Source organism: Rhodococcus sp. JCM 9793 (assembly GCF_055380405.1).
Map to the genome: position 1 here is coordinate 4377062 of NZ_AP043721.1, position 23213 is coordinate 4400274.

Sequence of the window (23213 nt, forward strand, 5' to 3'; positions counted from 1 at the left end):
TCGCTCGCGTGCGATGGTCGAACGCATCGTCGACGCAGGCCGCGCTGTCCTGCTCGAACGCGGCTATGACGGGGCGTCCACCAACCGGATCGCAGAGAAGGCACACATCAGCCCCGGGTCGTTGTATCAATACTTCCCGAACAAGGACGCGATCGTCGCCGAGGTCGTCGACAGGTGGACCTCGGAGTTGCACACTCGCATTTCACGCGTGTTCACCACAGCCCTCGAAGGACCCGCGGAAGAGTTGTCGGTGCGCGGCACGTTGCTCGAACTATTGGACGCGCTCGGTGAGAATCCGCGGCTGCTCCGCGTCCTGATAGAAGAACTGCCCAAGACCCCGGACAGTCGTCTCTCCGATTTCGAGAAGCGCATCGACGCGCTTCTCGGCATGTGGTTGCGGTTCCACCTCACTGATCGTGGTGGACGCCCGGTCGACGCGATCGCGTGGATGCTCGTGCGGACGGTCGAGAACGTCGCGATATCGTACGTTCTCGACCAGCCGGACATCACACGGGAGCAGGTGGCCGACGAGCTCACCTCGATGGTCACGGCGTATCTGCGTGAGATGACGTCCCTCGGGTAGCTGGTCGTCGTCGAACTCACGCAACCGGGAAGCAAGAAGGCAGACACCCTGCGTCTGCGGCGTGTGTCTGCCTTCTGCGTTTGCGTACTGTGCCGCCCTCGGGTCAGCTCCCCGCGTATGCAGCGAGCGCAGACACCAGCTGAGCGAGTGCGCGACCACGGTGCGACGCGGCGTCCTTCTCGTCGGCGCTGAGCTCGGCGGCGGTGCGGCCGTCCCCTTCGGGCACGAAAACGGGGTCGTAACCGAATCCGTTCTCGCCCCGAGGAGCACGGGCGATCGCGCCACGCCACTCGCCTCGCACCACGGTGACGGCGACAGTGTCGCCGTCGGGGACCGCAAATGCACAGGCGGACACGAAGGCAGCGCCGCGACGTTCATCGGGCACATCACTCATCTGCGCGAGCACGAGCGCGGTGTTCGCCGCATCGTCTCCATGGGTGCCACTCCATCGCGCCGACAGCACACCGGGCATTCCCCGAAGTGCGTCGATCTCGAGGCCGGAGTCGTCCGCGATACAGGCCATCCCGGTCGCGAGAGCCCCGTCGCGTGCCTTCGCGGCGGCATTGTCCTCGAACGTCGCACCGGTTTCGGGTGCTTCGGGATACGGCGGGACGGCGTCGAGGCCGACCAGTTCGATTCCGCCGATGTCCGCCGCGTCGAGGACTCGCTGCAACTCCCGGAGTTTCTTCGCATTCCGGCTTGCGACGAGTACTCGTGTGGCCACGTCAGGCACCGAACTTCTTCTTCGCCGGCTCGGCCACGACGGGTACCGGCAGGACACCGGGGTACGGCTGTTCGAGGACCTCACGTTGGATGCGGCACAGGTCCTCGATCCCGGCAAGCGCCGAGTCGAGCAGTTTGTCGAGCGTCGTGCGTGGGAACGTGGCGCCTTCGCCGGTGCCCTGGATCTCGACGAGGGTGCCGGTGTCGGTGGCGATGACGTTCATGTCGACCTCGGCGCGCGAATCCTCCTCGTACGGGAGGTCCAGCCGGACCCGGCCGTCGACGACACCGACGCTGATCGCAGCGATCTGGCACGAGAGCGGCTGCGGGTCGGCGAGGCGACCCGCTGCGCGCAGCCAGGTCACGGCGTCGGCGAGTGCCACGTAGGCCCCGGTGATCGCTGCGGTTCGGGTTCCGCCGTCGGCCTGGATGACATCGCAGTCGAGCGCGATGGTGTTCTCACCGATGGCCGCGAGGTCGATGCACGCGCGCAGCGAGCGGCCGACGAGTCGGCTGATCTCCTGGGTGCGGCCGCCGACCTTGCCCTTGACGGATTCGCGTCCGCTGCGGGTGTGGGTTGCGGCGGGCAACATTGCGTATTCGGCGGTGAGCCAGCCCAGGCCCGATCCCCGACGCCACCGCGGTACGCCTTCTTCGACGCTCGCGGTGCACATCACGCGGGTCTGTCCGAATTCGACGAGGACCGAACCCGCGGGGTGGTTGGTGAACCCTCGGGTGATCTTGATGTCGCGGAGTTGGTCGTCTTCCCTGCCGTCTACTCGTGTCGTCACCCGAACGAGCCTAGGGGATGCGCCCCGAAACACCTCGGAGGACCGGTCAGATGCGGTAGACGTCTCCGGAGGTCACTGCGTGGACCGGACCGTGGAACTCGGCCTTCGCCTCCGCGATGACGTCTTCGCGCGATGTCCACGGCGGGATGTGGGTGAGCAACAGTTCACCGACGCCTGCGCGGGCAGCAACCTGTCCCGCCTCGGTTCCCGACAGATGGATGCCGTCGGGTCGCACCCCGGGTGCGTGGGTCCAGGATGCTTCGGACAGTAGGACGTCGGCGCCGCGCGCCAGTTCGATCACCTGGTCGCACATGCCGGTGTCGCCCGTGTAGACGAGCGTGCGACCGGAGTCGCTGGTGATGCGGAATCCGTAGGCTTCGGGGGGATGGTCGACCTTCGAGGGGCTGATGGTGAGGGCACCGAAGCGGAACGTTCCGCCGTCGCTCAGGGGTCGTATGTCGAGGGTGTCGGAGACGTCGTCGACCTCTCCTGCCACCTCGGCCGAGGCGACACCGAGACGCTGCGCGGTGCCGGCAGGACCGTAGACGGGTACCCGACCGGTGGGGGCGTTCGGAGAGTAGCGGCGCCACACGAGGAGGCCGGGAATGTCGAGGCAGTGGTCGGCGTGGAGATGCGACAGGAGCACGGACACCTCGCCGGGATCGGCGTGGCGTTGCAGGGCTCCGAGCACTCCCGGACCGAAGTCGATGACCAGGGGCGGAGTATCGGGCGCGGTGAGCAGGTACCCGGATGCGGGAGAATCCGGCCCGGCCACACTGCCCGAGCACCCCAGAACGGTCATGCGCATAAAGGTCATGCTGCCATGCCGAAGAGTCCTGATGAAGTCAACACCCGTTTTCGTGGTGGACTCACAATTACAACAATGCTGTGACGCACGGATCCGCACCCCGTCCGGACGTGACGCCGGTCGCTGAGTTCAGCGCAGCGGATCGGCTGTTCGGACCGTCCGGGCGCGGCGCGCGTCGGACGAGACCAGCCATGCCGCGACGACACCTCCGATTGCCCCGAAGAGGTGACCCTGCCACGACACGAACGGGTCGCTGGGGAGGACACCCCACAGCATGCCGCCGTAGACGAACAGCACGACGAGTCCGAGGACGATCTGCCCACCCTTGCGGGTGAAGATCCCTCGGATGATCAGGTACGTCAGCCACCCGAAGATGAGCGAGGACGCGCCGATGTGGTTCTCGCCGGAGCCGGCGAACAACCAGGTTCCGACGCCTGCGACCACCCAGATGACGACGGTCGCGGCGATGCCGCGGGTGATGCCGGACGACAGCAGGACCAGGAAACCCAGGACGAGCGCGGGCACTGTGTTGGCGGTCAGGTGGGTCCAGTCGCCGTGCAAGATGGGCGCGAACAGGATCCCCCACAGGCCGTCGCCGGTTCGCGGTTCGATTCCGGCGTTCTCGAAGTTCGCGGGCAGGATCCGGTCGACGATCTCGACTACGTAGAGGAACGCTACGAAGCCACCGATCCACAGCCCGGAACGCAGCCACGTCGGCCGTTCGGTCGGTGGTGTACCTGTCGGGATGGTCATGCGTCCATTGTGACGTCTGTCCGGGTGGTGTGTGGGTATGTCGTGGTCAGAGTGTCCGGGCGGACGGGAAGGTGTCGAAATAGGACGGGATTCCGGCGATGGACTCGGCGGCGAGCACCGCGTCGACGATGGCGCGTTCGACCACGTCGGCCGCGGCCACGCAGACGGCCGCGAGAATCGGCAGATCAGTGGGGAACGCATCGGGCACGCCCTCCGGTGAGGGGAGCTCGGCGGTGCCGGTGGACAGGGCGAACAGCGTGTCGCCGTCGAGGGGTGAGTGTGCGGGTCGGATCGCGCGGGCCAGACCGTCGTGTCCGGCCACCGCGACCCGGCGACACGCAGATTTCGACAGCAGCGCGTCGGTCGCGACGACACCGATGGTCGTGTTCAACACGGTGCCTTTGTCGCCGAGCGCGTTGGCTGCGGCGAGTTCTTCGGCGGACGGGACGGCCAGGCCGAAGTCGGCTGCGCACGCGGTGCTCGTCCCCCATGGCAGCCCGGTCTGGGGGTCGAATACCGACCCGACGGGATTGGCGACGACCAGGGCCGCGACGGTGGCGCCTGCCGCCGGTCCGTCCGTCAGGCGGATGCTGGCGGTTCCGATTCCCCCTTTGAGGACACCCGCGCGGGCGGCGGTGCCTGCGCCGACGGATCCTCGTGGCAGTGTCTCGTCGGTGGCGGCCGCCGCGGCGGCGTATCCACTGTCTGCTGTGGGTCGGGTGTGCCAGTGGCCGACGGGCAGATCGAAGATCACCGCGCCGGGCACGATCGGCACGACGGCGCCGGGCGCGCCCATCGGGATACCGCGGCCGTGTTCCTCGAGATACCGCATCACACCGTCGGCGGCGGCCAGACCGAACGCGCTTCCGCCGGTGAGCAGGACCGCATCGACGCGCCGGACCGAGTGGCTCGGATCGAGCAGGTCGGTTTCGCGAGTGCCCGGTCCGCCGCCGCGCACATCGACCGCGCCGACCGCGGGCCGGTCCGCGATGATCACAGTGCATCCGGCTGCCGCACCGACGCCGGGTTCTCCACCGGCGACGGTGACGTGGTCGTCGAGTTGCTGCCAGTGACCGACCCGCAGACCCGCGACGTCGAGCAGGGAATCGGTGGGGCCGGGTGTCACGGCAGCAACGCCTGGACGAGCGAGTCCTGCATCCACGTCAACCAGTGGTAGACGTCGAGATGCGGCGCGCGGGGATCGTCGTCGTCGAGGGTCTCGGGGGTGTCGGAATCGATGCCGAGGGTGGTGCCGAGCGCGAGCCGCACGTCGTTGAGCCCGTACAGCCAGGCTTCGGCCTGCTCCGGGTTGAGGACCACTTTTCCGCCATCCTCGGGAACGGTCCGCAGGATGACGGTGCCGGCAGCCAACTTCGCGTCGATGATGCTCGGTTCGTGGAGGCTGCGGAGCGCGCCGTTGAGGTCGCCGGCTTCGTCGTCGGGGTTGACGGTGGCGTCAGCGTCGGGTCGGTGGAAATCGGGCAGCAGCCGTTCGAGGGCGGGAATCTCCGGCGGGGTCGAGTTACCGGTGCGCAACCCGGTGAGTTCCGCGAGATCGTCCTGAGGTGCCTGTGCGGAGCGGTCTTCGAGCATCCCGAGCACCGAGGCGACGAGGGAGCGCAGGACGGAGGCCTCGTGGCCGTCCATCTCCGAACGAAGTTTGGGGCCGCTCAGCGAGTTCTTCCGGGTCCACTGCCGCACGTCGGTCGGATCCTCCTGTAGGCGCCTTATTCGTCCCGTTGCATCGTGGCCCACAGCCCTGCGGCATGTAGACGCTGCACGTCGTGTTCCATCTTGTCACGGGACCCGCTCGACACAACGGCTCTGCCTTCGTTGTGCACTTTGAGCATGAGTTCGGTCGCCTTGGCCTTGCTGTAGCCGAACAGCTTCTGGAAGATGAACGTCACGTAGTGCATGAGGTTGACGGGGTCGTCCCACACGACCGTCACCCAAGGCCGGTCGACCGCCTCGACTTCTTCGACGACTTCCGCTTCGGCAGGCATGGCCCGACCCGCGGTGATCACGTGGACGTCGAGGGTGGTTGTCGGGGAACACGGCGCCATGCATCCAGGGTACGGCGTTCTCGCGACTCGAAAAACCCACCGTCCTGTGCTCGCTCTAGAGTGAGCGGATGGCCGTCTCATCCGCCGGTACGAAGCCGGCGAGCACTGCACTGTTCACGGACAAATACGAGCTGACGATGCTCGAGGCCGCGCTCGCCGACGGCACCGGCGATCGCCCCTGCGTCTTCGAACTGTTCGCCCGCAAGCTTCCGGCCGGTCGCCGGTACGGGGTGGTCGCGGGCACCGGGCGTCTGCTCGACGCGCTCCCCGCGTTCCGGTTCGGCGACGCCGAACTTGCCGTGGCGGCGGAATTCCTCGAACCCTCGACCGTCGAATGGTTGCGCAACTTCCGGTTCAGCGGCGACATCGACGGCTACCGTGAGGGTGACTTCTACTTCCCCGGTTCGCCGATCCTGTCCGTCCACGGCACGTTCGCCGAATGTGTCCTGCTCGAGACGCTGGCCCTGTCGATCTTCAATCACGACAGCGCAATCGCATCTGCCGCGGCACGCATGGTGAGCGTGGCCGACGGACGCACCATGATCGAGATGGGCTCGCGCCGCGCGCACGAGGAAGCAGCGGTGGCCGCCGCCCGCGCGGCTTACATCGCAGGATTCGATTCGACGTCGAACCTCGAAGCGGCCCGACGCTACGGGGTTCCCGCGGCCGGGACGGCCGCACACGCCTTCACCCTGCTGCACACCACCGCGCACGGCCGCGACGAGGCGTCGGCGTTCCGCAGTCAGATCGAGACGCTCGGTGTCGACACGACTCTGCTCGTGGACACCTACGACATCACTTCGGGTGTGGCCACGGCCATCGAGGTGGCGGGCCCCGAACTCGGGGGCGTTCGGATCGACTCCGGCGACCTCGGAGTGCTCGCCCGTCAGGTGCGTAGGCAGCTCGACGGCCTCGGTGCTCGGCGGACGAAGATCGTGATGTCCGGCGACCTGGACGAATACGCGATCGCGGGTCTGCGGGCCGAACCGGTCGACGCGTACGGGGTCGGGACCTCGGTGGTCACGGGTTCGGGGGCACCGACTGCAGGCATGGTCTACAAGCTCGTCGAGGTCGACGGCATTTCGGTCGAGAAGCGCAGCACTGCCAAGGAATCCCGTGGCGGTGCGAAGCGCGCGGTGCGCTACGCACGCCGCACCGGCACCGTCGTCGAGGAGGTCGTCCACCCCGAACACCTGGAGGTGCCGACGGGTGACGGGCGGACTGCGACGGAACTGACGGTCCCGCTGGTGCGCGGTGGCGAGCCGGTCCCAGGCCTCCCTACCCTGGAGGACAGCAGGGCATACCTGAAGAAGTCGATGGTGAGTCTGCCGTGGGAAGGGCTGACGATATCGGCCGGCGATCCGGCGATTCCCACCCGGTTCGTGACTGCGGCGAACGGGAGGTGAGGTCGATGCGAGCACTACTTGTGGTCGATGTGCAGAACGATTTCTGCGAGGGCGGCGCTCTCGCAGTGACCGGCGGCAACGCAGTTGCTTCTGCCATCACAGGTTTCCTCGCCGAGCGGGGCGACGACTATTCCCATGTGATCGCGACACGCGACCATCATGTCGATCCGGGTGAGCACTTCTCGGACGATCCCGACTTCGTCGATACATGGCCGCCGCACTGTCGCGCTGATTCCGTCGGGGCCCGGTTCCATCCGGATCTGGAACTGTCGCGGGTCGAGGCGGTGTTCTCGAAGGGGGCCTACGAGGCCGCGTACTCCGGTTTCGAGGGCGTCGACGAGTCGGGGCACTCCCTCGAGCAGTGGTTGCGCGAGCGCGGAGTGACGGACGTCGATGTCGTCGGGATCGCGACCGATCACTGTGTGCGTGCGACCGCATTGGATGCCGTCGAGGCGGGCTTCGGGACCCGGGTGCTGCTGCCTTACACGGCCGGCGTCGCCGACGCGACCGTCGTGTCCGCGCTCGATCGGATGCGCAGCGCAGGTGTCGACCTGGTCGAACGGGTCGGCGCCGAAACCTGACGGTGGGTCCCGCTACCCTGGCTCGGTGCCCGAACTCCCCAATGTCCCCGAATTGCTGCGTACTGCTGTGCACGCTCTGGGCGGCAAGGAGCGGCGCACTCAGCTGACCATGGCGTCCGCGGTGGCGCACAGCATCGACACCGGCGAGCACCTTGCGGTGCAGGCCGGCACCGGCACCGGTAAGTCGCTCGCGTACCTCGTGCCGAGCATCCGGTACGCGGTGCAGACCGGCCGGACCGTGGTGGTGTCCACCGCGACCATCGCTCTGCAGCGCCAGCTCGTCGACCGCGATCTCCCGCGTCTCGCCGAGGCACTCGAGGAGACCCTGGGTCGGCGGCCGCGCTTCGCGATCCTCAAGGGCCGCGGAAATTACCTCTGCCTGAACAAGATTCACACCGGTCTCGCGGAGGAGGCACCCGCCGAGGCCCAGCTCTTCGATGCGTTCACACTCTCACGCATCGGCCGCGAGGTGCGGCGGGTGACGGAATGGTCGTCGAGCACCGAGACGGGCGACCGCGACGACCTCTCCCCCGGCGTCTCCGACCAGGCGTGGCGTCAGCTCAGCGTCACGGCACGCGAATGCCTCGGCAAGGCGCGCTGCCCGGTCGGCGACGACTGTTTCGCCGAGATCGCACGGGCCCAGGCGTCGCAGGTCGACGTGGTCGTCACCAACCACGCGCTCCTCGCGATCGACGCCATCACGGGGATCGCGATCCTGCCCGAGCACGACGTGGTGGTCATCGACGAAGCCCACGAGCTCGTCGACCGGGTCACGGGTGTCGCCACCGCCGAATTGTCGGGCAGCACGATCTCGGCAGCCGCGCGGCGCTGCGTCAAGCTCGCCGAGGACGAGGACGTCGACCGGCTCGAGGGCGCTGCCGAGAACTGGGAGTCGCTGCTCGAGGAACTTCCGGCCGCTCGGTGGGATTCGATGCCCGAGGGTGCGGCGGCCGCGCTCGCGTCGATCCGCGACGCCGCGTGGGCCGTGCACACCGCCATCGGGCCGGCCAAGCCCGGCACCGACCCGGAGGCCGCGGCCGCCCGCAGCCAGGCTCTCGCCGAGATCGACGACGTGCACGACTGCGCGGTCAGGGCGCTGACGACATTCGAGCAGCCCGATCCCGCGCAGCGTCAGGATGTCGTGTGGCTGGCGGCCGATGAGTTCCGCGGCAATGTGCGCCGCGCGGTGCGGATCGCACCGCTGTCGGTCGGTGGCCTGCTCAGGTCGCGGTTGTTCGGTGAGTCGACGGTGATCCTCACCTCGGCAACGCTCACGGTCGGCGGGTCGTTCGACGGTCTGGCCGTCAACTGGGGTCTCCCCCAGCAGGCATCGTCACGCAGCGAGACCACCGCCGCCTCGGGTGCCGAACCGCCCGCCGACAAGAGTGATCTGAAGTGGAACGCCGTCGATGTCGGGTCGCCGTTCGACCACGCGAAATCCGGGATCCTGTACATCGCGAAACACCTCACGCCGCCCGGCCGCGACGGACTCGCGTCGTCGCATCTCGACGAGATCGCCGAGCTGGTCACCGCGGCGGGTGGTCGCACACTGGGTCTGTTCTCGTCGATGCGCGCTGCGAAGGCCGCGGCCGAAGCTCTGCGCGACCGGCTCGACACCCCGATCCTGTGCCAGGGCGACGACGCCACGGGTGCGCTGGTCGACAAGTTCGCCGCCGACGAAGCGACGTCGCTGTTCGGTACCTTGTCGCTGTGGCAGGGCGTCGACGTGCCGGGTAGGTCGCTCTCGCTCGTCCTCATCGACCGGATCCCGTTCCCCCGCCCCGACGATCCGCTGTTGGTTGCCCGGCAGCGCGCCGTCGAGTCCCGCGGTGGCAACGGTTTCATGGCCGTCGCCGCGAATCATGCGGCGCTGCTCCTCGCCCAGGGTGTCGGCAGATTGCTGCGGGCGACCGACGATCGGGGGGTCGTCGCCGTGCTCGACTCGCGTCTGGCCACGGCCCGCTACGGCGGTTATCTGCGTGCGTCGCTCCCACCGTTCTGGGAGACCGCCGATCCAGCCGTCGCACGGAAGGCACTCTCCCGGCTCACCGGCTGACGAAAGTGTGTATCCGAGCCCGGATTCCGGGCTCGGATACACACTTTTTCGGCTTACGGCAGCGCGACCATGCCGAACTCCGCGGGGGATGCCATCAGGTCGTGATGTGGGAGTACCCGAACGGTATATCCGACCGCGCCGGACAGCGGAAGCGGCACGTCGACGGTGAACTCCTCGCCGAGGGGATCCGACCCCGCGTGCTTCATCGGCACTGTCACCGTGTCGCTGAGAGTGTCGTCCGATCCGACCTTGCCGAACACCGCCTGCACCTGCACATCTTCGGGAGTCAGGCCGCCGAGTTGGACATGTGCGATCAGTCCGAGACTCGAGCCGATCACCGGGCTTTCCGGCAGTCCGTGACTGTCGACCTGCGCGACCCGAACCGCCGGCCACGCCGAGTCGATGCGGTGCCGGTAGTCGGCAAGCGCCTTGGCTCCCGCGAAGCCGTCGGCGACGATCACTCGCGCCGCTTCCGCAGCGGGTGTGTAGTAGTCGACCGTGTAGTCACGGACCATGCGGGACGCGAGAACTTTGGGCCCGAGGTTCTCGAGGGTATGACGCACCATCTCGATCCATCGGGTGGGCACGTCGCGATCGTCACGATCGTAGAAGCGCGGCAGTACCGAACGTTCGAGCAGTTCGTACAGCGCTCCGGCCTCGAGGTCGTCGCGTCGCACGTCGTCGACACCGTCGGCGGTGGGGATGGCCCACCCGTTCTCGCCGTCGAACATCTCGTCCCACCATCCGTCGCGGATGGACAGGTTGAGGCCACCGTTGAGCGCCGACTTCATGCCCGATGTCCCGCATGCTTCGAGCGGCCTCAGCGGGTTGTTGAGCCAGACATCGCATCCCCAGTAGAGGAAGCGCGCCATCGACATGTCGTAGTCGGGCAGGAACACAATGCGGTGCCGCACGTCGTGATCGTCGGCGAACCGCACGATCTGCTGGATCAGGCCCTTGCCACCGTCGTCGGCGGGGTGGCTTTTGCCCGCGACGACGAGTTGCACCGGGCGCTTCTCGTCGAGCAGCAGGGCGCGCAACCGTTCGGGGTCTCGCAGCATCAGCGTCAACCGCTTGTAGGTGGGCACGCGTCGCGCGAAGCCGACCGTGAGTACGTCGGGGTCGAAGACGGTGCCGACCCAGCCGAGCTCGGCCTCGGTGGCGCCGCGTTCGAGCCAGGAGTTGCGCAGGCGACGCCGAACCTCGTCGACGAGTTGTCCGCGCAGCACGTTGCGGGTGGACCACAGTTCGGCCGGGTCGACGGTCTGCAACAGTTCCCAGCCGCGGGCCTCCTCGACGTGGTCAGGTCCTGCGAGCCGGTTCGCAAGTGTGATCCATTCTCGGGCCGCCCATGTGGGGGCGTGGACGCCGTTGGTCACCGACCCGATCGGCACCTCGTTGGCATCGAATGCGGGCCACAGCCGCTCGAACATCCCGCGGCTGACCTCACCGTGCAGTTTGGACACGCCGTTGGATCGTTGCCCGAGGCGCAGACCCAGGTGGGCCATGTTGAACACGTGGGGGTCGTCCTCACGGCCGAGCGCGAGGATCCGGTCGACGGTCAGGCCGGGTAGCAGAGCCGACTCGTTCTCGCCGTTGGGACCTGCGAAGTAGTGCCGGACGAGGTCGATCGGGAAACGGTCGATGCCTGCGGGCACCGGCGTGTGGGTGGTGAACACCGTTCCGGCCCGCACCGCAGCGAGGGCCTCGTCGAAATCCAGGCCGGTGGTGGTGACGAGTTCGCGGATTCGTTCCGCACCGAGGAATCCTGCATGCCCCTCGTTCATGTGGAACACCTCGGGGTCGGGCAGACCGTGGATGCGAGTGTAGGCGCGCACGGCCCGCACCCCGCCGATGCCCGCGAGGATCTCCTGTTTGATGCGGTGGTCCTGACCGCCACCGTACAGGCGGTCGGTGACCTTGCACATGTCCTCATCGTTGCTCGCGATGTCGGAGTCGAGCAGCAGCAGCGGCACGCGACCCACCTGCGCGATCCATACCCGCGCATCGAGGGTGCGGGCGCCGGGCACATCGACGCGGACGAGCGCGGGCGCACCGTCGGACTCCGTGAGCAGGCGCAGCGGCAGGCCTTGCGGGTCGTACGACGGATAGTGCTCGAGCTGCCATCCGTCCGCGCTGAGCGACTGTTTGAAGTAGCCGGAGCGATACAGCAATCCGACGCCGATGAGCGGCAGACCCAGATCGGAGGCTGCCTTGAGGTGGTCGCCGGCGAGGATGCCGAGTCCGCCCGAGTAGTTCGGAAGGACCTCGGTGACGCCGAATTCCATGGAGAAGTAGGCGATGCCCTCGGGCAGTGCGGCGTCGCGTTCCCGTCGGATCTGATACCAGGCGGGGCGCGTCAGGTAGTGGTCGAGATCTGCGGCAGAGGCTTCGAGTCGGGCGAGGAATTCGCTGTCGGTCGCCAGTGCATCGAGGCGCGAGGGGGCGATCTCGCCGAGCAGGCGGACCGGGTCCTCGTCGACCTTCGCCCACAACTCGGGGTCGATGGATGCGAACAGATCCTGTGTCTGTGGGTGCCACGACCAGCGCAGATTGGTTGTCAGTGCCTCCAGCGCTGCGAGCGGCTCGGGCAGATGGGCTCGGACGGTGAACCGACGCAAGGCTTTCACCCCGCGAATCCTACCCAGGTTCTCTTCATATGCGACGGGTGCGGAACTTAGAGCCTTCGAGCTCACTGCCGGGGGGCCGTCCGACACGTGCGACGGCCCCGCGACGCACACGCCACGGGGCCGTCGGTACTTCTACGGCCGACCGCGCACGGTCGGCCGACGGGTCAGAGTCCGCCGAGCAGAAGGTGCAGCAAGTCCCCGACAACCCCGATCAATCCGGCAACCAGACCCATGATGTCGATCCCTCCGTTTGCGCCCTGTCGGACGTCTGTGTGCATTACGAAATCGACGTTAGGTGGCGACGTATTGCAGTCCGGTCAACTGACGTAACCCGTGAGTAACGGATACGGGCAGTCATAGCAAAGGGTGCGTTTCGCCCTTTCCGAATGCATGACCGGGAACTCTGCTGCCGCCTGGAATAGGGTTGTGGTCGCACACCCACGGTTCATTTTCGGCACGGGCCACCCGCCTGCCCCAGCGAACGGAGAACACGTGACAGGTCGTCTCGCCATCGACGACGTTCGGCCCGCGATCGACGGCGGGAGATATCCGACCAAAGCTGTCGTCGGCGAGGTCGTTCCCGTCTCGGCCGTGGTGTGGCGCGAGGGCCACGACGCACTCGCGGCGACTCTGGCGGTGCGCGGTCCGGCCGCGGACCCCGAGACCATGGGCAAGCTCGTGCGGATTCCCATGACACCGGGTTACGAACCCGACACGTTCAACGCGGTGTTCACCCCGACCAGCGCGGGCAATTGGATCTACCGGATCGAAGCCTGGAGCGATCCGATCGCCACATGGCGACATGCCGTCGAAGCGAAGATCGATGCGGGACAGGGCCCGGAGGATCTGGCCAACGACCTGGAGATCGGCGCCCGCCTGTTCGAACGTACTGCCAAGGCGGCTCCCCGAGGCAGCCGACCTTCTCTTCTGGCTGTGTCCGCAGCACTACGGTCGCACCGCACACTTCCCGAACGTGTCGCGCCCGCCTACTCCCCCGATGTCACCGAGATCCTCCGCGCGCATCCACTGCGCGAACTCGTCACGCGCGGTCGCGCCTACACCACGATCGCCGAGCGACGCCGCGCGCTGTTCGGTTCGTGGTACGAGTTCTTCCCCCGCTCGACGGGCGGCTGGAACGACGACGGCACCCCGCGACACGGCACCTTCGCGACGGCCGCGGCCGACCTTCCGCGCATCGCCGCCATGGGATTCGACGTGGTGTATCTGCCGCCGATCCACCCGATCGGCAAGATCAACCGGAAGGGTCCGAACAACGCGTTGGTCGCGGGACCCGACGACGTCGGGTCCCCCTGGGCGATCGGGTCGGACGAGGGTGGCCACGACGCCATCCACCCCGATCTGGGCACCGACGAGGATTTCCGCGACTTCGTCACGCGCGCCCGGGAACTCGATCTCGAGGTCGCCCTCGACCTCGCGCTGCAATGCGCACCGGATCACCCGTGGGCGCAGTCGCATCCCGAATGGTTCACGGTGCTGCCCGACGGAACGATCGCATACGCGGAGAACCCGCCCAAGAAGTACCAGGACATCTACCCGATCAATTTCGATCTGGACCGCGACGGCATCTACACCGAGGTGCTGCGGGTGGTCCGGCACTGGATGGCCGCTGGGGTGCGAATCTTCCGAGTCGACAATCCGCACACCAAGCCACCGGATTTCTGGGAGTGGTTGATCGAGGAGGTACACAAGACCGACCCCGACGTGGTGTTCCTCGCCGAGGCGTTCACCCGGCCCGCACGGATGTACGGTCTCGCGCGCCGCGGATTCGCGCAGTCGTACACGTATTTCACGTGGCGGATCGCGAAGTGGGAACTCACCGAGTTCGGGTTGGAGATTGCGGGCAAGGCCGACGAGGCGCGCCCCAACCTGTTCGTCAACACCCCGGACATTCTCCACGAGTCGCTGCAGCACGGCGGGCCCGGAATGTTCGCGCTGCGTGCAGCCTTGGCCGCGACGCTGGCCCCGACGTGGGGTGTGTACTCGGGCTACGAACTGTACGAGCATGTTCCGCTCCGACCGGGCAGCGAGGAGTATCTCGACTCCGAGAAGTACCAACTGCGTCCACGGCGGTTCGACGATGCCCGGCGTCGCGGTGAGTCCCTCGAACCGTGGCTGACCGAGCTGAACCGGATCCGGCGGGCGCATCCGGCGCTCCAGCAGCTCCGCAACATCACGTTCCACCACATCGACAACGATGCGTTGATCGGATACTCGAAGTTCGACCCGACGACGGGAGACACGGTACTCACCATCGTCAATCTCGATCCGTATGCCGCAGAGCAGGGCACGATCTGGCTCGACATGCCGGCGATCGGGCACGACTGGCACGACCACCTGCAGGTCTACGACGAAGTCAGCGGCGAGCAATACCACTGGGGTCAGGCCAATTTCGTGCGGCTCGAACCGTGGCGCGCGGTCGCGCACATTCTTGTCCTGCCCCGGATCGGCATTCCCGCCCGCACGACCCTCACGTACAGGAGCCAGCCGTGACCGTGCCGTCGTCGTCACCGGGGCGCGAGCCGGAGGGAACGACACCTCCGCGCAGCCGGTCGAGTGCATCCGCCCCGCGTCATGCGCCGAACCCCGACGATCTGGCACGCCTCGCGGCCGGTGAACACCACGATCCCCATTCGGTCCTCGGGGCACATCCGCACCCCGAAGGCACCGTGTTCCGGGCGTTGCGTCCGGGCGCCGAGGCGGTGGCGGTACGTATCGGTGGAACGGATCACCCGCTCGAGCCCGTGGGGCACGACGTGTTCAGCGCGTTGCTGCCGGTGCACGACCCCGCTGACTATCGCTTGGTCGTGCGGTATCCGTTCGACCACACCGTCGTCGTCGCCGACGGTTACCGGTTCCTACCCACCCTCGGTGAGCTCGATCGTCATCTGATCAGTGAGGGTCGGCACGAGCGGCTGTGGGATGTGCTCGGTGCCCATCCCCGTTCGTACGACACGCCCGACGGCATGGTGACGGGAACGTCGTTCGCGGTGTGGGCGCCCGGTGCGCGTGGCGTGACGGTGCTCGGCGAGTTCGATCTGTGGGGCGGGACCACCGCACCGATGCGTGTCCTGGGATCGAGTGGTGTGTGGGAGCTGTTCGTTCCGGGTGTCGAACCGGGCCAGCTCTACAAGTTCAGGGTCCACGGGCACGACGGTTCGGTGCGCGACAAGGCCGATCCGATGGCGTTCGCCACCGAGGTTCCACCGGCCACCGCCTCTGTCGTCACGCGCAGCACGCACGAGTGGCACGACGAACAGTGGCTGGCCGCGCGCGCCGAAGCGCAACCGTGGCAGGAACCGATGAGCGTGTACGAGGTACATCTCGGTTCGTGGCGACCGGGACTGACCTATCCGGAGCTCGCCGACCAACTGGTCGAATATGTGCACGAAACCGGGTTCACGCACGTGGAGCTCATGCCCGTCGCCGAGCATCCTTTCGGCGGGTCGTGGGGCTATCAGGTGACCTCGTATTACGCGCCGACCGCACGGTTCGGCACTCCCGACGAGTTCCGTGAGTTCGTCGGTCGTCTGCACGCCGCCGGAATCGGCGTGATCATGGATTGGGTGCCCGCGCACTTCCCGAAGGACAGCTGGGCCCTCGCCCGGTTCGACGGCAGCCCCCTGTACGAGCACGCCGACCCCCGGCGCGGTGAGCAACTCGACTGGGGCACCTATGTGTTCGACTACGGACGCAAGGAAGTACGCAACTTCCTGGTGGCGAATGCGTTGTTCTGGATCGACGAGTTCCACATCGACGGGCTGCGTGTCGACGCGGTGGCGTCGATGCTCTACCTGGACTATTCGCGACCCGAGGGTGAGTGGACCCCGAACGAGTTCGGTGGCCGCGAGAATCTCGATGCCGTGGCATTCCTGCAGGAGCTCAACGCGACCGTGCACAAGCACCATCCCGGTGTCGTGACGATCGCCGAAGAGTCCACCGCGTGGCCGGGGGTGACGCGCCCGACGAACGTCGGCGGCCTGGGCTTCTCGATGAAATGGAACATGGGCTGGATGCACGACACCCTCGGGTATCTGATGCACGACCCGGTGCACCGCACGTTCCACCACCACGAGATCACGTTCTCGCTGATGTATGCGTGGAGCGAGCATTTCGTGTTGCCGATCAGCCACGACGAGGTGGTCCACGGCAAGGGCACGTTGTGGACGCGAATGCCCGGCGACGACCACACCAAGGCCGCGGGGTTGCGCGCGATGCTCGCGTACATGTGGTCGCATCCCGGTAAGCAGTTGCTGTTCATGGGACAGGAATTCGGGCAGGTCGGAGAGTGGTCGGAGGAGCGCGGTCTCGACTGGTGGCAGCTCGACGATCCGCACACCGGCGCGCTGCACACGGGTATCCGCGCACTGGTCGCCGATCTGAACCGCACGTATCGCGAGCACCCGGCGCTGTACACGCTCGACACGACGCCCGGCGGGTATTCGTGGATCGATGCCAACGACGCCCACAACAATGTGCTCAGTTTTCTCCGCTACGGCAGTGACGGTTCGGTGATCGCGTGCCTGTACAACTTCTCGGGCAGTGTCCACGCCGACTATCGTGTCGGGTTGCCCGAACCGGGCACCTGGGAGGAGGTGCTCAACACGGACGCGATCGTGTATCAGGGAAACGGCACCGGTAATCTCGGCGCGGTGATCGCCACGGCTCATTCGTGGCACGGTCGCCCGGCTTCGGCCCGGGTGACGCTCCCTGCGCACGGCGCGATCTGGCTGTCGCCGCGGCGGTGAGCGTCGACAGCGACGAGTGGAGAGTGGATCGACGTGACACGACGACACCGATGGTTCGCCCCGCTTCTCCCTGCTCTCGCGGTTGTGCTGGTGGCCGGTTGCGCGCAGGAGATCTCCGGGACGGCGGTGTCGATCTACGACAACCCGTTCACCGTCGCAGGTCTACCTGTGGTGTCGGGTCCGACGGGGCCGCGCAGCGGTGTCCCCGATGCCGACGTGACGATCGAGAACACCGACGGCGGCGATATCGACGCCCTTGCGGGTAACGCGATCGCCGACATCGAGGAGTACTGGAGGCAGGAGTACAGCTCGATCGCGCGCGGCGACTTCGAACCGGTCGGCACGATCATCTCGTGGGATCCCTCCGAGCGCCGCGGCCCGCGCTTCTGCGGCGAATCCACCTACGACTTCATCAACGCCGCCTACTGCAGTGGCGGGGACGTCATCGGCTGGGACCGTACCTATCTGCTGCCACAGCTCGTCGAGGACTTCGGGCCGATGTCGGCGGTCACCGTGCTCGCCCACGAATACGGGCACGCCATCCAGTACTCGACCGGGATCGTCGCCGACGACGATCCCGGTATCGTGTTCGAGCAGCAGGCCGACTGCTTCGCCGGTGCCTTCATGCGGCACGTCGCCGAGGGCAACTCCGAACACTTCGAACTCAACACTGCGGACGGCCTCAACAATGTGCTGGCGTCGATGGTGCTGTTCCGCGACAGCGACCCGAACGATCCGGATTCCATCCACGGTTCCGCGTTCGAACGCGTGACGGCGGTGCAGATCGGGTTCACGGACGGCGCCGCGACCTGCCCGCGGATCGACGCCGCGGAGATCGAATCGCGGCGCGCGGATCTGCCACAGTATTTCGACAGCAGCGACGACGGCGAGCTTCCTGTCACTGCGGATTCCGTGGAGACGATCTTCGAGTCGTTCAACCACGTGTTCGACCTCGAGTCGCCGCCGGCTTTGGATCTGTCCGGCTCGGATCTCGGCTGCTCCGACGCGAAGACGACGACTCCGGTGTCCTATTGCCCGTCGACCAACACCGTGGGCGTCGACCTCGAGGAACTCGCCGCGGTCGGCACCCCAGACCGTTCGCGACGCGACGGTTTCAGCGCCGATGTGCGCGGTGACTACAACGCGTACGTCCTCGTCGCGTCCCGCTACGCACTTGCGGTGCAGCAGGACGCCGGCCAGGGCCTCACAGATGCCCGCACGGCCTTACGCGCTGCCTGCCTGTCGGGTGTGATCAGCGCAGCCCTGAGTCCGTCGAGCGCCGTCGCTTCGGGGCTCGACCCCGACGCGGAAATGGTGTGGCTCTCCCCCGGCGACCTCGACGAGGCCGTCTCCGGGTTGCTCCGCGACGGGCTCGCTGCGAGCGATGTCAACGGCAACACCGTGCCGAGCGGATTCTCGCGCGTGGACGCCTTCCGGACCGGGGTGCTGGGCGGCGAAGATGCATGCACCGGCCGTTACCGCTGAGGCAACGGCCGGTGGGCCTTCTTCGGGAGCGATGCGTCAGTAGAGTGCGGCCGCAAGCTTGCGACGTGCGGCGATCACGAACGGCTCCGCCGTGTCGAACAGCTCGAACAGTTCCAGCAGCCGGGTGCGGGCCACCGTGCGGTCGTCGCCGGCGCTTCGCTTGACGAACGCGATGATCCGCTCGAAGGCGGCTTCGGGGTTCTGCGCGAACAGCTCGGCATCGGCCGCAGCGAGTTGCGCGTCGAGATCGGTGGGAGCAGCGTCCGCGACCGCGACCGCGTCCGCGGGAACGTCCTGGGCTCGTGCCAGGAACTTGACCTGCCGCAGCGCGGCCTTGGCATCGGCATTGTTCGGCTCGGAGGCGAGGATCAGGTTGTAGGCGGCTTCAGCGCCCTCGAAGTCGCCCTGTTCGAGGGCCTGCTCGGCCGCGACGAGTCGCGGATCCGCCGGCTGCTCGGTCGGCTCGCCGTCAGCAGCGGGCGGGCCCGACAACTTGCCTTCGACGGCCTGCGCGATCGCGTCGAGCCACTGCCGCAGCGCCGGTTCGGGCTGGATGCCCTGGAAGTCGGCAAGCGGCTGTCCCGCGGCGATCGCGACGACGGTCGGCACCGATTGCACGCCGAAGGCCTGGGCGATCCGGGGATTGGCATCGACGTCGACCTTGGCGAGCACCCACGCGCCGTCGGCTTCGGTGGCGAGCTTCTCGAGAAGAGGCGAGAGCTGCTTGCAGGGTTCGCACCAGGTGGCCCACAGGTCCACGATGACGGGGACCTGGGTGGAGCGCTGGAGCACTTCGGTTTCGAAAGTGGCCTCGGTGACGTCCACGATCGACGCGAATGCGCCGTGCGTGCCGTCACCGGACGGGGGCGGAGGGGGCGGCGTGGCAGCCCGCTCCTTGAGGGGCGCGAGATCCACCGCGCCGGACAGCGCCGCGGCCGCGGCGGAACGTGCAGGACGGGAACCGGGTCGAGTCACGTCCTCCAGTCTGGCACGCCACGGCCGCGGACGTTGCGGACGGTCAGACGGTAGCGGGTGCATCCTCGCGGCTACCGGGCTCGGAGAGTTCTGCGAGACGGCCGGTCTTGACGGCCCAGCGCTCGAAGACGATGGTGCCGAAGGGCGGGATGCTCGAGACGAGCGCAAGGAACGTGGTCTTGATGTCCCACTTCAGCGCCCACGCGGTGATGAACGTGACGACGACGAACAGCATGAACCCGGCGATACCGTGCACCATGCCGGGGATGCGGATGGCTTCCTCGTAGCCGAGAACCCATTTGAAGAACATCGCGATCAGTAGGGCCAGCCAGGTCACTGCCTCCCAAATGGCCACGAGGCGGAACCTCTTCGCGGGAGTGGACAGGTCGAAGATCGTCGTCATGAGGCCATTGTGCCCATGAATCTACGACGACCTGTAGTGCAGTGAGAGACATCACGGCCCCCGACGCTGGACGTCGAGGGCCGTGATGATTATCGAGTTCGACGATCGGGCCCCGGTCGGTGCCCGTTCGACGACTATCCCTTCGGCACGCGCACGATCAGGGCGTCGCCCTGTCCGCCGCCACCGCACAGTGCAGCAGCACCGACACCGCCGCCGCGACGCTTCAGCTCGAGCGCGAGGTGCAGTGCGATCCGGGCGCCGGACATACCAAGCGGGTGGCCGAGAGCGATCGCACCACCGTTGACGTTGACCTTGGCGGCATCGATACCGAGCTCGCGGGCCGACGCGATACCGACCGCGGCGAACGCCTCGTTGATCTCGACGAGGTCGAGATCCTTCGGATCGATGCCCTCACGCTCACAAGCCTTGGCGATCGCGCGGGCCGGCTGCTGCTGCAGCGTCGAGTCGGGCCCGGCGACGACACCGGATGCACCGATCTCCGCGATCCAGGTCAACCCGAGCTCCTCGGCCTTCGCCTTGCTCATCACGACCACCGCGGCGGCACCGTCTGAGATCTGCGACGCCGAACCGGCAGTGACGGTGCCGTCCTTCGCGAACGCCGGACGCAGCTTGCCGAGCGATTCGACGGTGGTGTCGGCGCGGATGCCTTCGTCGGCGGCGAACACGATCGGATCGCCCTTGCGCTGCGGGATCGACACGGGCACGACCTCGTCGTCGAACAGACCGTCCTTCCAGGCACGCGCCGCGTTCTGGTGCGAGGCCGCAGCGAAGGTGTCCTGCTCCTCACGGGAGACGAAGTCCGAGTCCTTGTTCGCCGATTCGGTCAACAGACCCATCGCCTCGTCGGTGAAGATGTCGTGCAGGCCGTCGTAGGCCATGTGGTCGCGCAGGGTGACATCGCCGTACTTGAATCCGGCGCGGCTCTTCTCGAGCATGTGCGGGGCCTGGCTCATCGATTCCTGACCGCCCGCGACGACGATATCGAATTCTCCGGCGCGGATCAGCTGGTCGGCCAGGGCGATGGCGTTGATGCCCGACAGACACACCTTGTTGATCGTGAGGGCGGGCACATCCATCGGAATGCCGGCGGCGACGGCAGCCTGACGTGCGGGGATCTGGCCGGCACCGGCGGTGAGCACCTGACCCATGATCACGTAGTCGACCTTCTCCGGCGCGACCCCGGCCTTGTCCAGGGCACCTTTGATGGCAACCCCACCGAGATCGGATCCGGAGAAGTCCTTCAACGAACCCTGCAGGCGACCCATTGGCGTACGGGCTCCAGCGACTATCACAGAACTGCTCACGGGAAATGTCCTCCGAATAGACAACGCGGACGCTCACACTGTGGATACCTGGGACCCGATATGAGCTTGACCAACGGTACCGCTACCGTCAGAGGCATGACCGAGACCTCTCCCACATCGTCGCCCGTCGCGGCAGCTCTGTCCTCCGGGCTCGTCACGGCGATCGATCACGTCGGCATCGCCGTGCCCGATCTCGACGCCGCACTCACGTGGTACGCCGAGAATGTCGGGCTCGTGTCCACGCACGAGGAGATCAACGAGGAGCAGGGCGTCCGGGAGGCCATGCTCTCCGTTCCCGGCAGCCCCGACGGTGCCACCCAGATCCAGCTGCTCGCTCCGCTGAACGAGAACTCGACGATCGCGAAGTTCATCGACCGCAGCGGCCCCGGCCTGCAGCAGCTCGCCTACCGGGTCACCGACCTCGATGCGATCTCCACGCACCTGCGTGAACAAGGCGTCCGGCTTCTGTACGACGCACCGCGCCGCGGCACCGCAGACTCACGGATCAACTTCCTCCATCCGAAGGATGCAGGTGGTGTTCTGGTCGAGCTCGTCGAGCCCGCCGCAGACTCCGCTCACTGACGCGGGCGGTGAGAGCAGCTCCGGTACCTGTGGTACTGGAGCTGCCCAAGTGATCCCGCATTCGAGCGGGTAGATTGTCTTCATGGTCTTCGATCGTGATCGCGCCCCCAGCCACCTGCCGTTCTCCATCGTGCGGAAGGGCTTCGACCGCGACGAGGTGACCAACTACTTCGCCCGTTTCGAGGCCGAGCTCCGCGTGACGGCAACCGACCGCGACGCGGCATCGGCACAGGCCCGCGACCTCGCGCGCCAGCTGGAGAATGCCCGGAACGAGATCGACGACCTGCGTAAGGACGTCGATCGCCTCTCGGTTCCTCCGACCACCGCGGAAGGCATGAGCGACCGCATCTCCCGAATGCTCCGGCTGGCGTCCGACGAAGCGTCGGAACTGCGGGCCCGGGCCGAGACCGATGCCGCAGAGATGGTCTCCCTCGCCGAACAGGAAGGCCTCCGCCTCCGCGGCGATTTCGAGAAGCGCCTCAAGGACCTCGAGAACCGGCGCCTCGCCTGCGAGGAAGAACACGCGCGCACGATGGCCGCTGCTCGTGCCGAATCCGACCGGATAATCGCTGCCGCGCGCGCCGAGTCCGACCGCCGCGCCGCCGAGGCGGAGAGCAAGCGCGAGCAGGTGCAGCAGGACTTCGAGATCACGATGTCCGAGCGCCGGTCGAAGCTGCTGGGTTCGCTCGACGAACTCGAACGTTCAAGCAAGGGTGAAGCAGAACGTCGCCTCGAACAGGCCACTTCCGAAGCGGCGCGGCGCCTCTCGGTGGCCACTGAAGCCTCCGAACGCAAGATCGCGAGCGCCAAGGGACTCACCGAGGAACTTCTCGTCCTGCGCGGACGCATCCTCGGTCAGCTCGACGGCGTACGTGAACAGCTCGACGGCGTGCCCGACATGCTCGCGGCCGTGACCGACGAAACCGACCTCCTCGCGCGCGACCTCTCGGACGACACGACGCCCCCATCATCGGACTCCGAGAACGACTTGTCCGACCAGCGTGCAGAAAGGGCCTCGACCGACAGCACCCGGCGCGGAGGCAAGACCGACGACTCCGGCACCACAAGCACGGGAACAGGGTCCGAGAAGTCCGGGGCGGGCGTCGGCGAATCTGCGCGCAACAGTAAGGACTCCGACGCTACCGGCTCGAGCGAGGCCAGCCGAAGCGCTGCCCCGCAGGCGCCGAAGCAGACCCAGCCGCCCACTCCGCCCCGCGGCGAGACTCCCCGCCCCGGTGGCAGCGGTCGTTCACCGGCGGTGGCGAGCAGGGTTCGACGGTAGC

General features: G+C 67.2%; 20 protein-coding genes. 9 read left to right on the forward strand and 11 right to left on the reverse strand.

The window, feature by feature from the left end; translation table 11 throughout:
• Positions 1 to 13 precede the first annotated feature (13 nt).
• Positions 14 to 583 (forward strand): TetR/AcrR family transcriptional regulator, encoded by a 570-nt coding sequence (locus ACZ46K_RS22350; protein WP_054810199.1) that lies wholly within the window; start codon positions 14 to 16, stop codon positions 581 to 583.
• A 103-nt stretch (positions 584 to 686) separates the two neighbouring features.
• On the opposite strand, the gene rdgB is transcribed toward ACZ46K_RS22350, so the two are convergent.
• From rdgB to clpS, 7 genes are all read right to left on the reverse strand, one after another.
• On the reverse strand, positions 687 to 1307 hold the full coding sequence (gene rdgB, locus ACZ46K_RS22355) for an RdgB/HAM1 family non-canonical purine NTP pyrophosphatase (RefSeq protein ID WP_054806441.1): 621 nt from the start codon (positions 1305 to 1307) through the stop codon (positions 687 to 689).
• 1 nt (position 1308) lies between these two features.
• Complete coding sequence (rph, locus tag ACZ46K_RS22360; protein WP_464744846.1) at positions 1309 to 2097, reverse strand: ribonuclease PH; 789 nt, start codon at positions 2095 to 2097, stop codon at positions 1309 to 1311.
• A 46-nt stretch (positions 2098 to 2143) separates the two neighbouring features.
• Positions 2144 to 2905, reverse strand: coding sequence for a cyclic nucleotide-degrading phosphodiesterase (locus ACZ46K_RS22365; protein WP_464744848.1), 762 nt, complete (start codon positions 2903 to 2905; stop codon positions 2144 to 2146).
• Between the two features lie 129 nt (positions 2906 to 3034).
• Positions 3035 to 3658 (reverse strand): rhomboid family intramembrane serine protease, encoded by a 624-nt coding sequence (locus tag ACZ46K_RS22370; RefSeq protein WP_054807885.1) that lies wholly within the window; start codon positions 3656 to 3658, stop codon positions 3035 to 3037.
• A gap of 46 nt (positions 3659 to 3704) precedes the next feature.
• Positions 3705 to 4820: a P1 family peptidase gene (locus ACZ46K_RS22375; protein ID WP_464744850.1), complete on the reverse strand. Its 1116-nt coding sequence runs from the start codon at positions 4818 to 4820 to the stop codon at positions 3705 to 3707.
• Positions 4781 to 5359, reverse strand: a complete 579-nt coding sequence (gene aosR / locus ACZ46K_RS22380) for an oxidative stress transcriptional regulator AosR (RefSeq protein WP_464744852.1) — start codon at positions 5357 to 5359, stop codon at positions 4781 to 4783. The genes ACZ46K_RS22375 and aosR overlap by 40 nt, the downstream gene beginning before the upstream one ends.
• Before the next feature lie 26 nt (positions 5360 to 5385).
• On the reverse strand, positions 5386 to 5721 hold the full coding sequence (gene clpS, locus ACZ46K_RS22385) for an ATP-dependent Clp protease adapter ClpS (RefSeq protein WP_054807605.1): 336 nt from the start codon (positions 5719 to 5721) through the stop codon (positions 5386 to 5388).
• Between the two features lie 68 nt (positions 5722 to 5789).
• Between clpS and ACZ46K_RS22390 the strand changes: the two genes are divergently transcribed.
• Genes ACZ46K_RS22390 through ACZ46K_RS22400 form a run of 3 tightly spaced genes read left to right on the forward strand, consistent with a single transcriptional unit; the run spans position 5790 to position 9764 of the window.
• Positions 5790 to 7127, forward strand: a complete 1338-nt coding sequence (locus tag ACZ46K_RS22390) for a nicotinate phosphoribosyltransferase (protein ID WP_464744854.1) — start codon at positions 5790 to 5792, stop codon at positions 7125 to 7127.
• Positions 7128 to 7132: 5 nt separating this feature from the next.
• Positions 7133 to 7708 (forward strand): isochorismatase family protein, encoded by a 576-nt coding sequence (locus ACZ46K_RS22395; RefSeq protein WP_054807606.1) that lies wholly within the window; start codon positions 7133 to 7135, stop codon positions 7706 to 7708.
• Positions 7709 to 7733: 25 nt separating this feature from the next.
• Positions 7734 to 9764 carry an ATP-dependent DNA helicase gene (locus tag ACZ46K_RS22400; protein ID WP_464744856.1) on the forward strand — a complete coding sequence of 677 codons (2031 nt, stop codon included), beginning with the start codon at positions 7734 to 7736 and terminating at the stop codon, positions 9762 to 9764.
• A gap of 53 nt (positions 9765 to 9817) precedes the next feature.
• Here the strand turns inward: ACZ46K_RS22400 and glgP are convergent, their stop codons facing one another.
• The gene (gene glgP, locus ACZ46K_RS22405) at positions 9818 to 12394 is read right to left on the reverse strand and encodes an alpha-glucan family phosphorylase (protein WP_464744858.1); all 2577 of its coding nucleotides are present in this window, start codon (positions 12392 to 12394) and stop codon (positions 9818 to 9820) included.
• A gap of 492 nt (positions 12395 to 12886) precedes the next feature.
• On the opposite strand from glgP, the gene ACZ46K_RS22410 reads away from it, so the two are divergent.
• The 3 genes from ACZ46K_RS22410 (at position 12887) to ACZ46K_RS22420 (ending at position 18645) form a co-directional block, all read left to right on the forward strand.
• Complete coding sequence (locus ACZ46K_RS22410) at positions 12887 to 14905, forward strand: maltotransferase domain-containing protein (RefSeq protein WP_464744860.1); 2019 nt, start codon at positions 12887 to 12889, stop codon at positions 14903 to 14905.
• A gap of 101 nt (positions 14906 to 15006) precedes the next feature.
• Positions 15007 to 17160, forward strand: coding sequence for a 1,4-alpha-glucan branching protein GlgB (glgB, locus tag ACZ46K_RS22415; protein WP_464749441.1), 2154 nt, complete (start codon positions 15007 to 15009; stop codon positions 17158 to 17160).
• Positions 17161 to 17193: 33 nt separating this feature from the next.
• Positions 17194 to 18645, forward strand: a complete 1452-nt coding sequence (locus ACZ46K_RS22420; protein WP_464744862.1) for a neutral zinc metallopeptidase — start codon at positions 17194 to 17196, stop codon at positions 18643 to 18645.
• Between the two features lie 36 nt (positions 18646 to 18681).
• Here the strand turns inward: ACZ46K_RS22420 and ACZ46K_RS22425 are convergent, their stop codons facing one another.
• From ACZ46K_RS22425 to ACZ46K_RS22435, 3 genes are all read right to left on the reverse strand, one after another.
• On the reverse strand, positions 18682 to 19572 hold the full coding sequence (locus ACZ46K_RS22425) for a thioredoxin family protein (protein ID WP_464749442.1): 891 nt from the start codon (positions 19570 to 19572) through the stop codon (positions 18682 to 18684).
• Positions 19573 to 19663: 91 nt separating this feature from the next.
• Complete coding sequence (locus ACZ46K_RS22430; RefSeq protein ID WP_054810812.1) at positions 19664 to 20023, reverse strand: DUF3817 domain-containing protein; 360 nt, start codon at positions 20021 to 20023, stop codon at positions 19664 to 19666.
• A 134-nt stretch (positions 20024 to 20157) separates the two neighbouring features.
• Positions 20158 to 21348, reverse strand: a complete 1191-nt coding sequence (locus ACZ46K_RS22435; protein ID WP_054810813.1) for an acetyl-CoA C-acyltransferase — start codon at positions 21346 to 21348, stop codon at positions 20158 to 20160.
• 96 nt (positions 21349 to 21444) lie between these two features.
• On the opposite strand from ACZ46K_RS22435, the gene mce reads away from it, so the two are divergent.
• Together mce and ACZ46K_RS22445 are read left to right on the forward strand one after the other, a co-directional pair.
• Entirely contained in the window at positions 21445 to 21930 is a 486-nt protein-coding gene (gene mce, locus ACZ46K_RS22440; protein WP_054810814.1) for a methylmalonyl-CoA epimerase, read from the forward strand.
• Positions 21931 to 22012: 82 nt separating this feature from the next.
• Positions 22013 to 23212, forward strand: coding sequence for a hypothetical protein (locus ACZ46K_RS22445; protein ID WP_464744864.1), 1200 nt, complete (start codon positions 22013 to 22015; stop codon positions 23210 to 23212).
• The last annotated feature ends 1 nt before the right edge of the window (position 23213 follow it).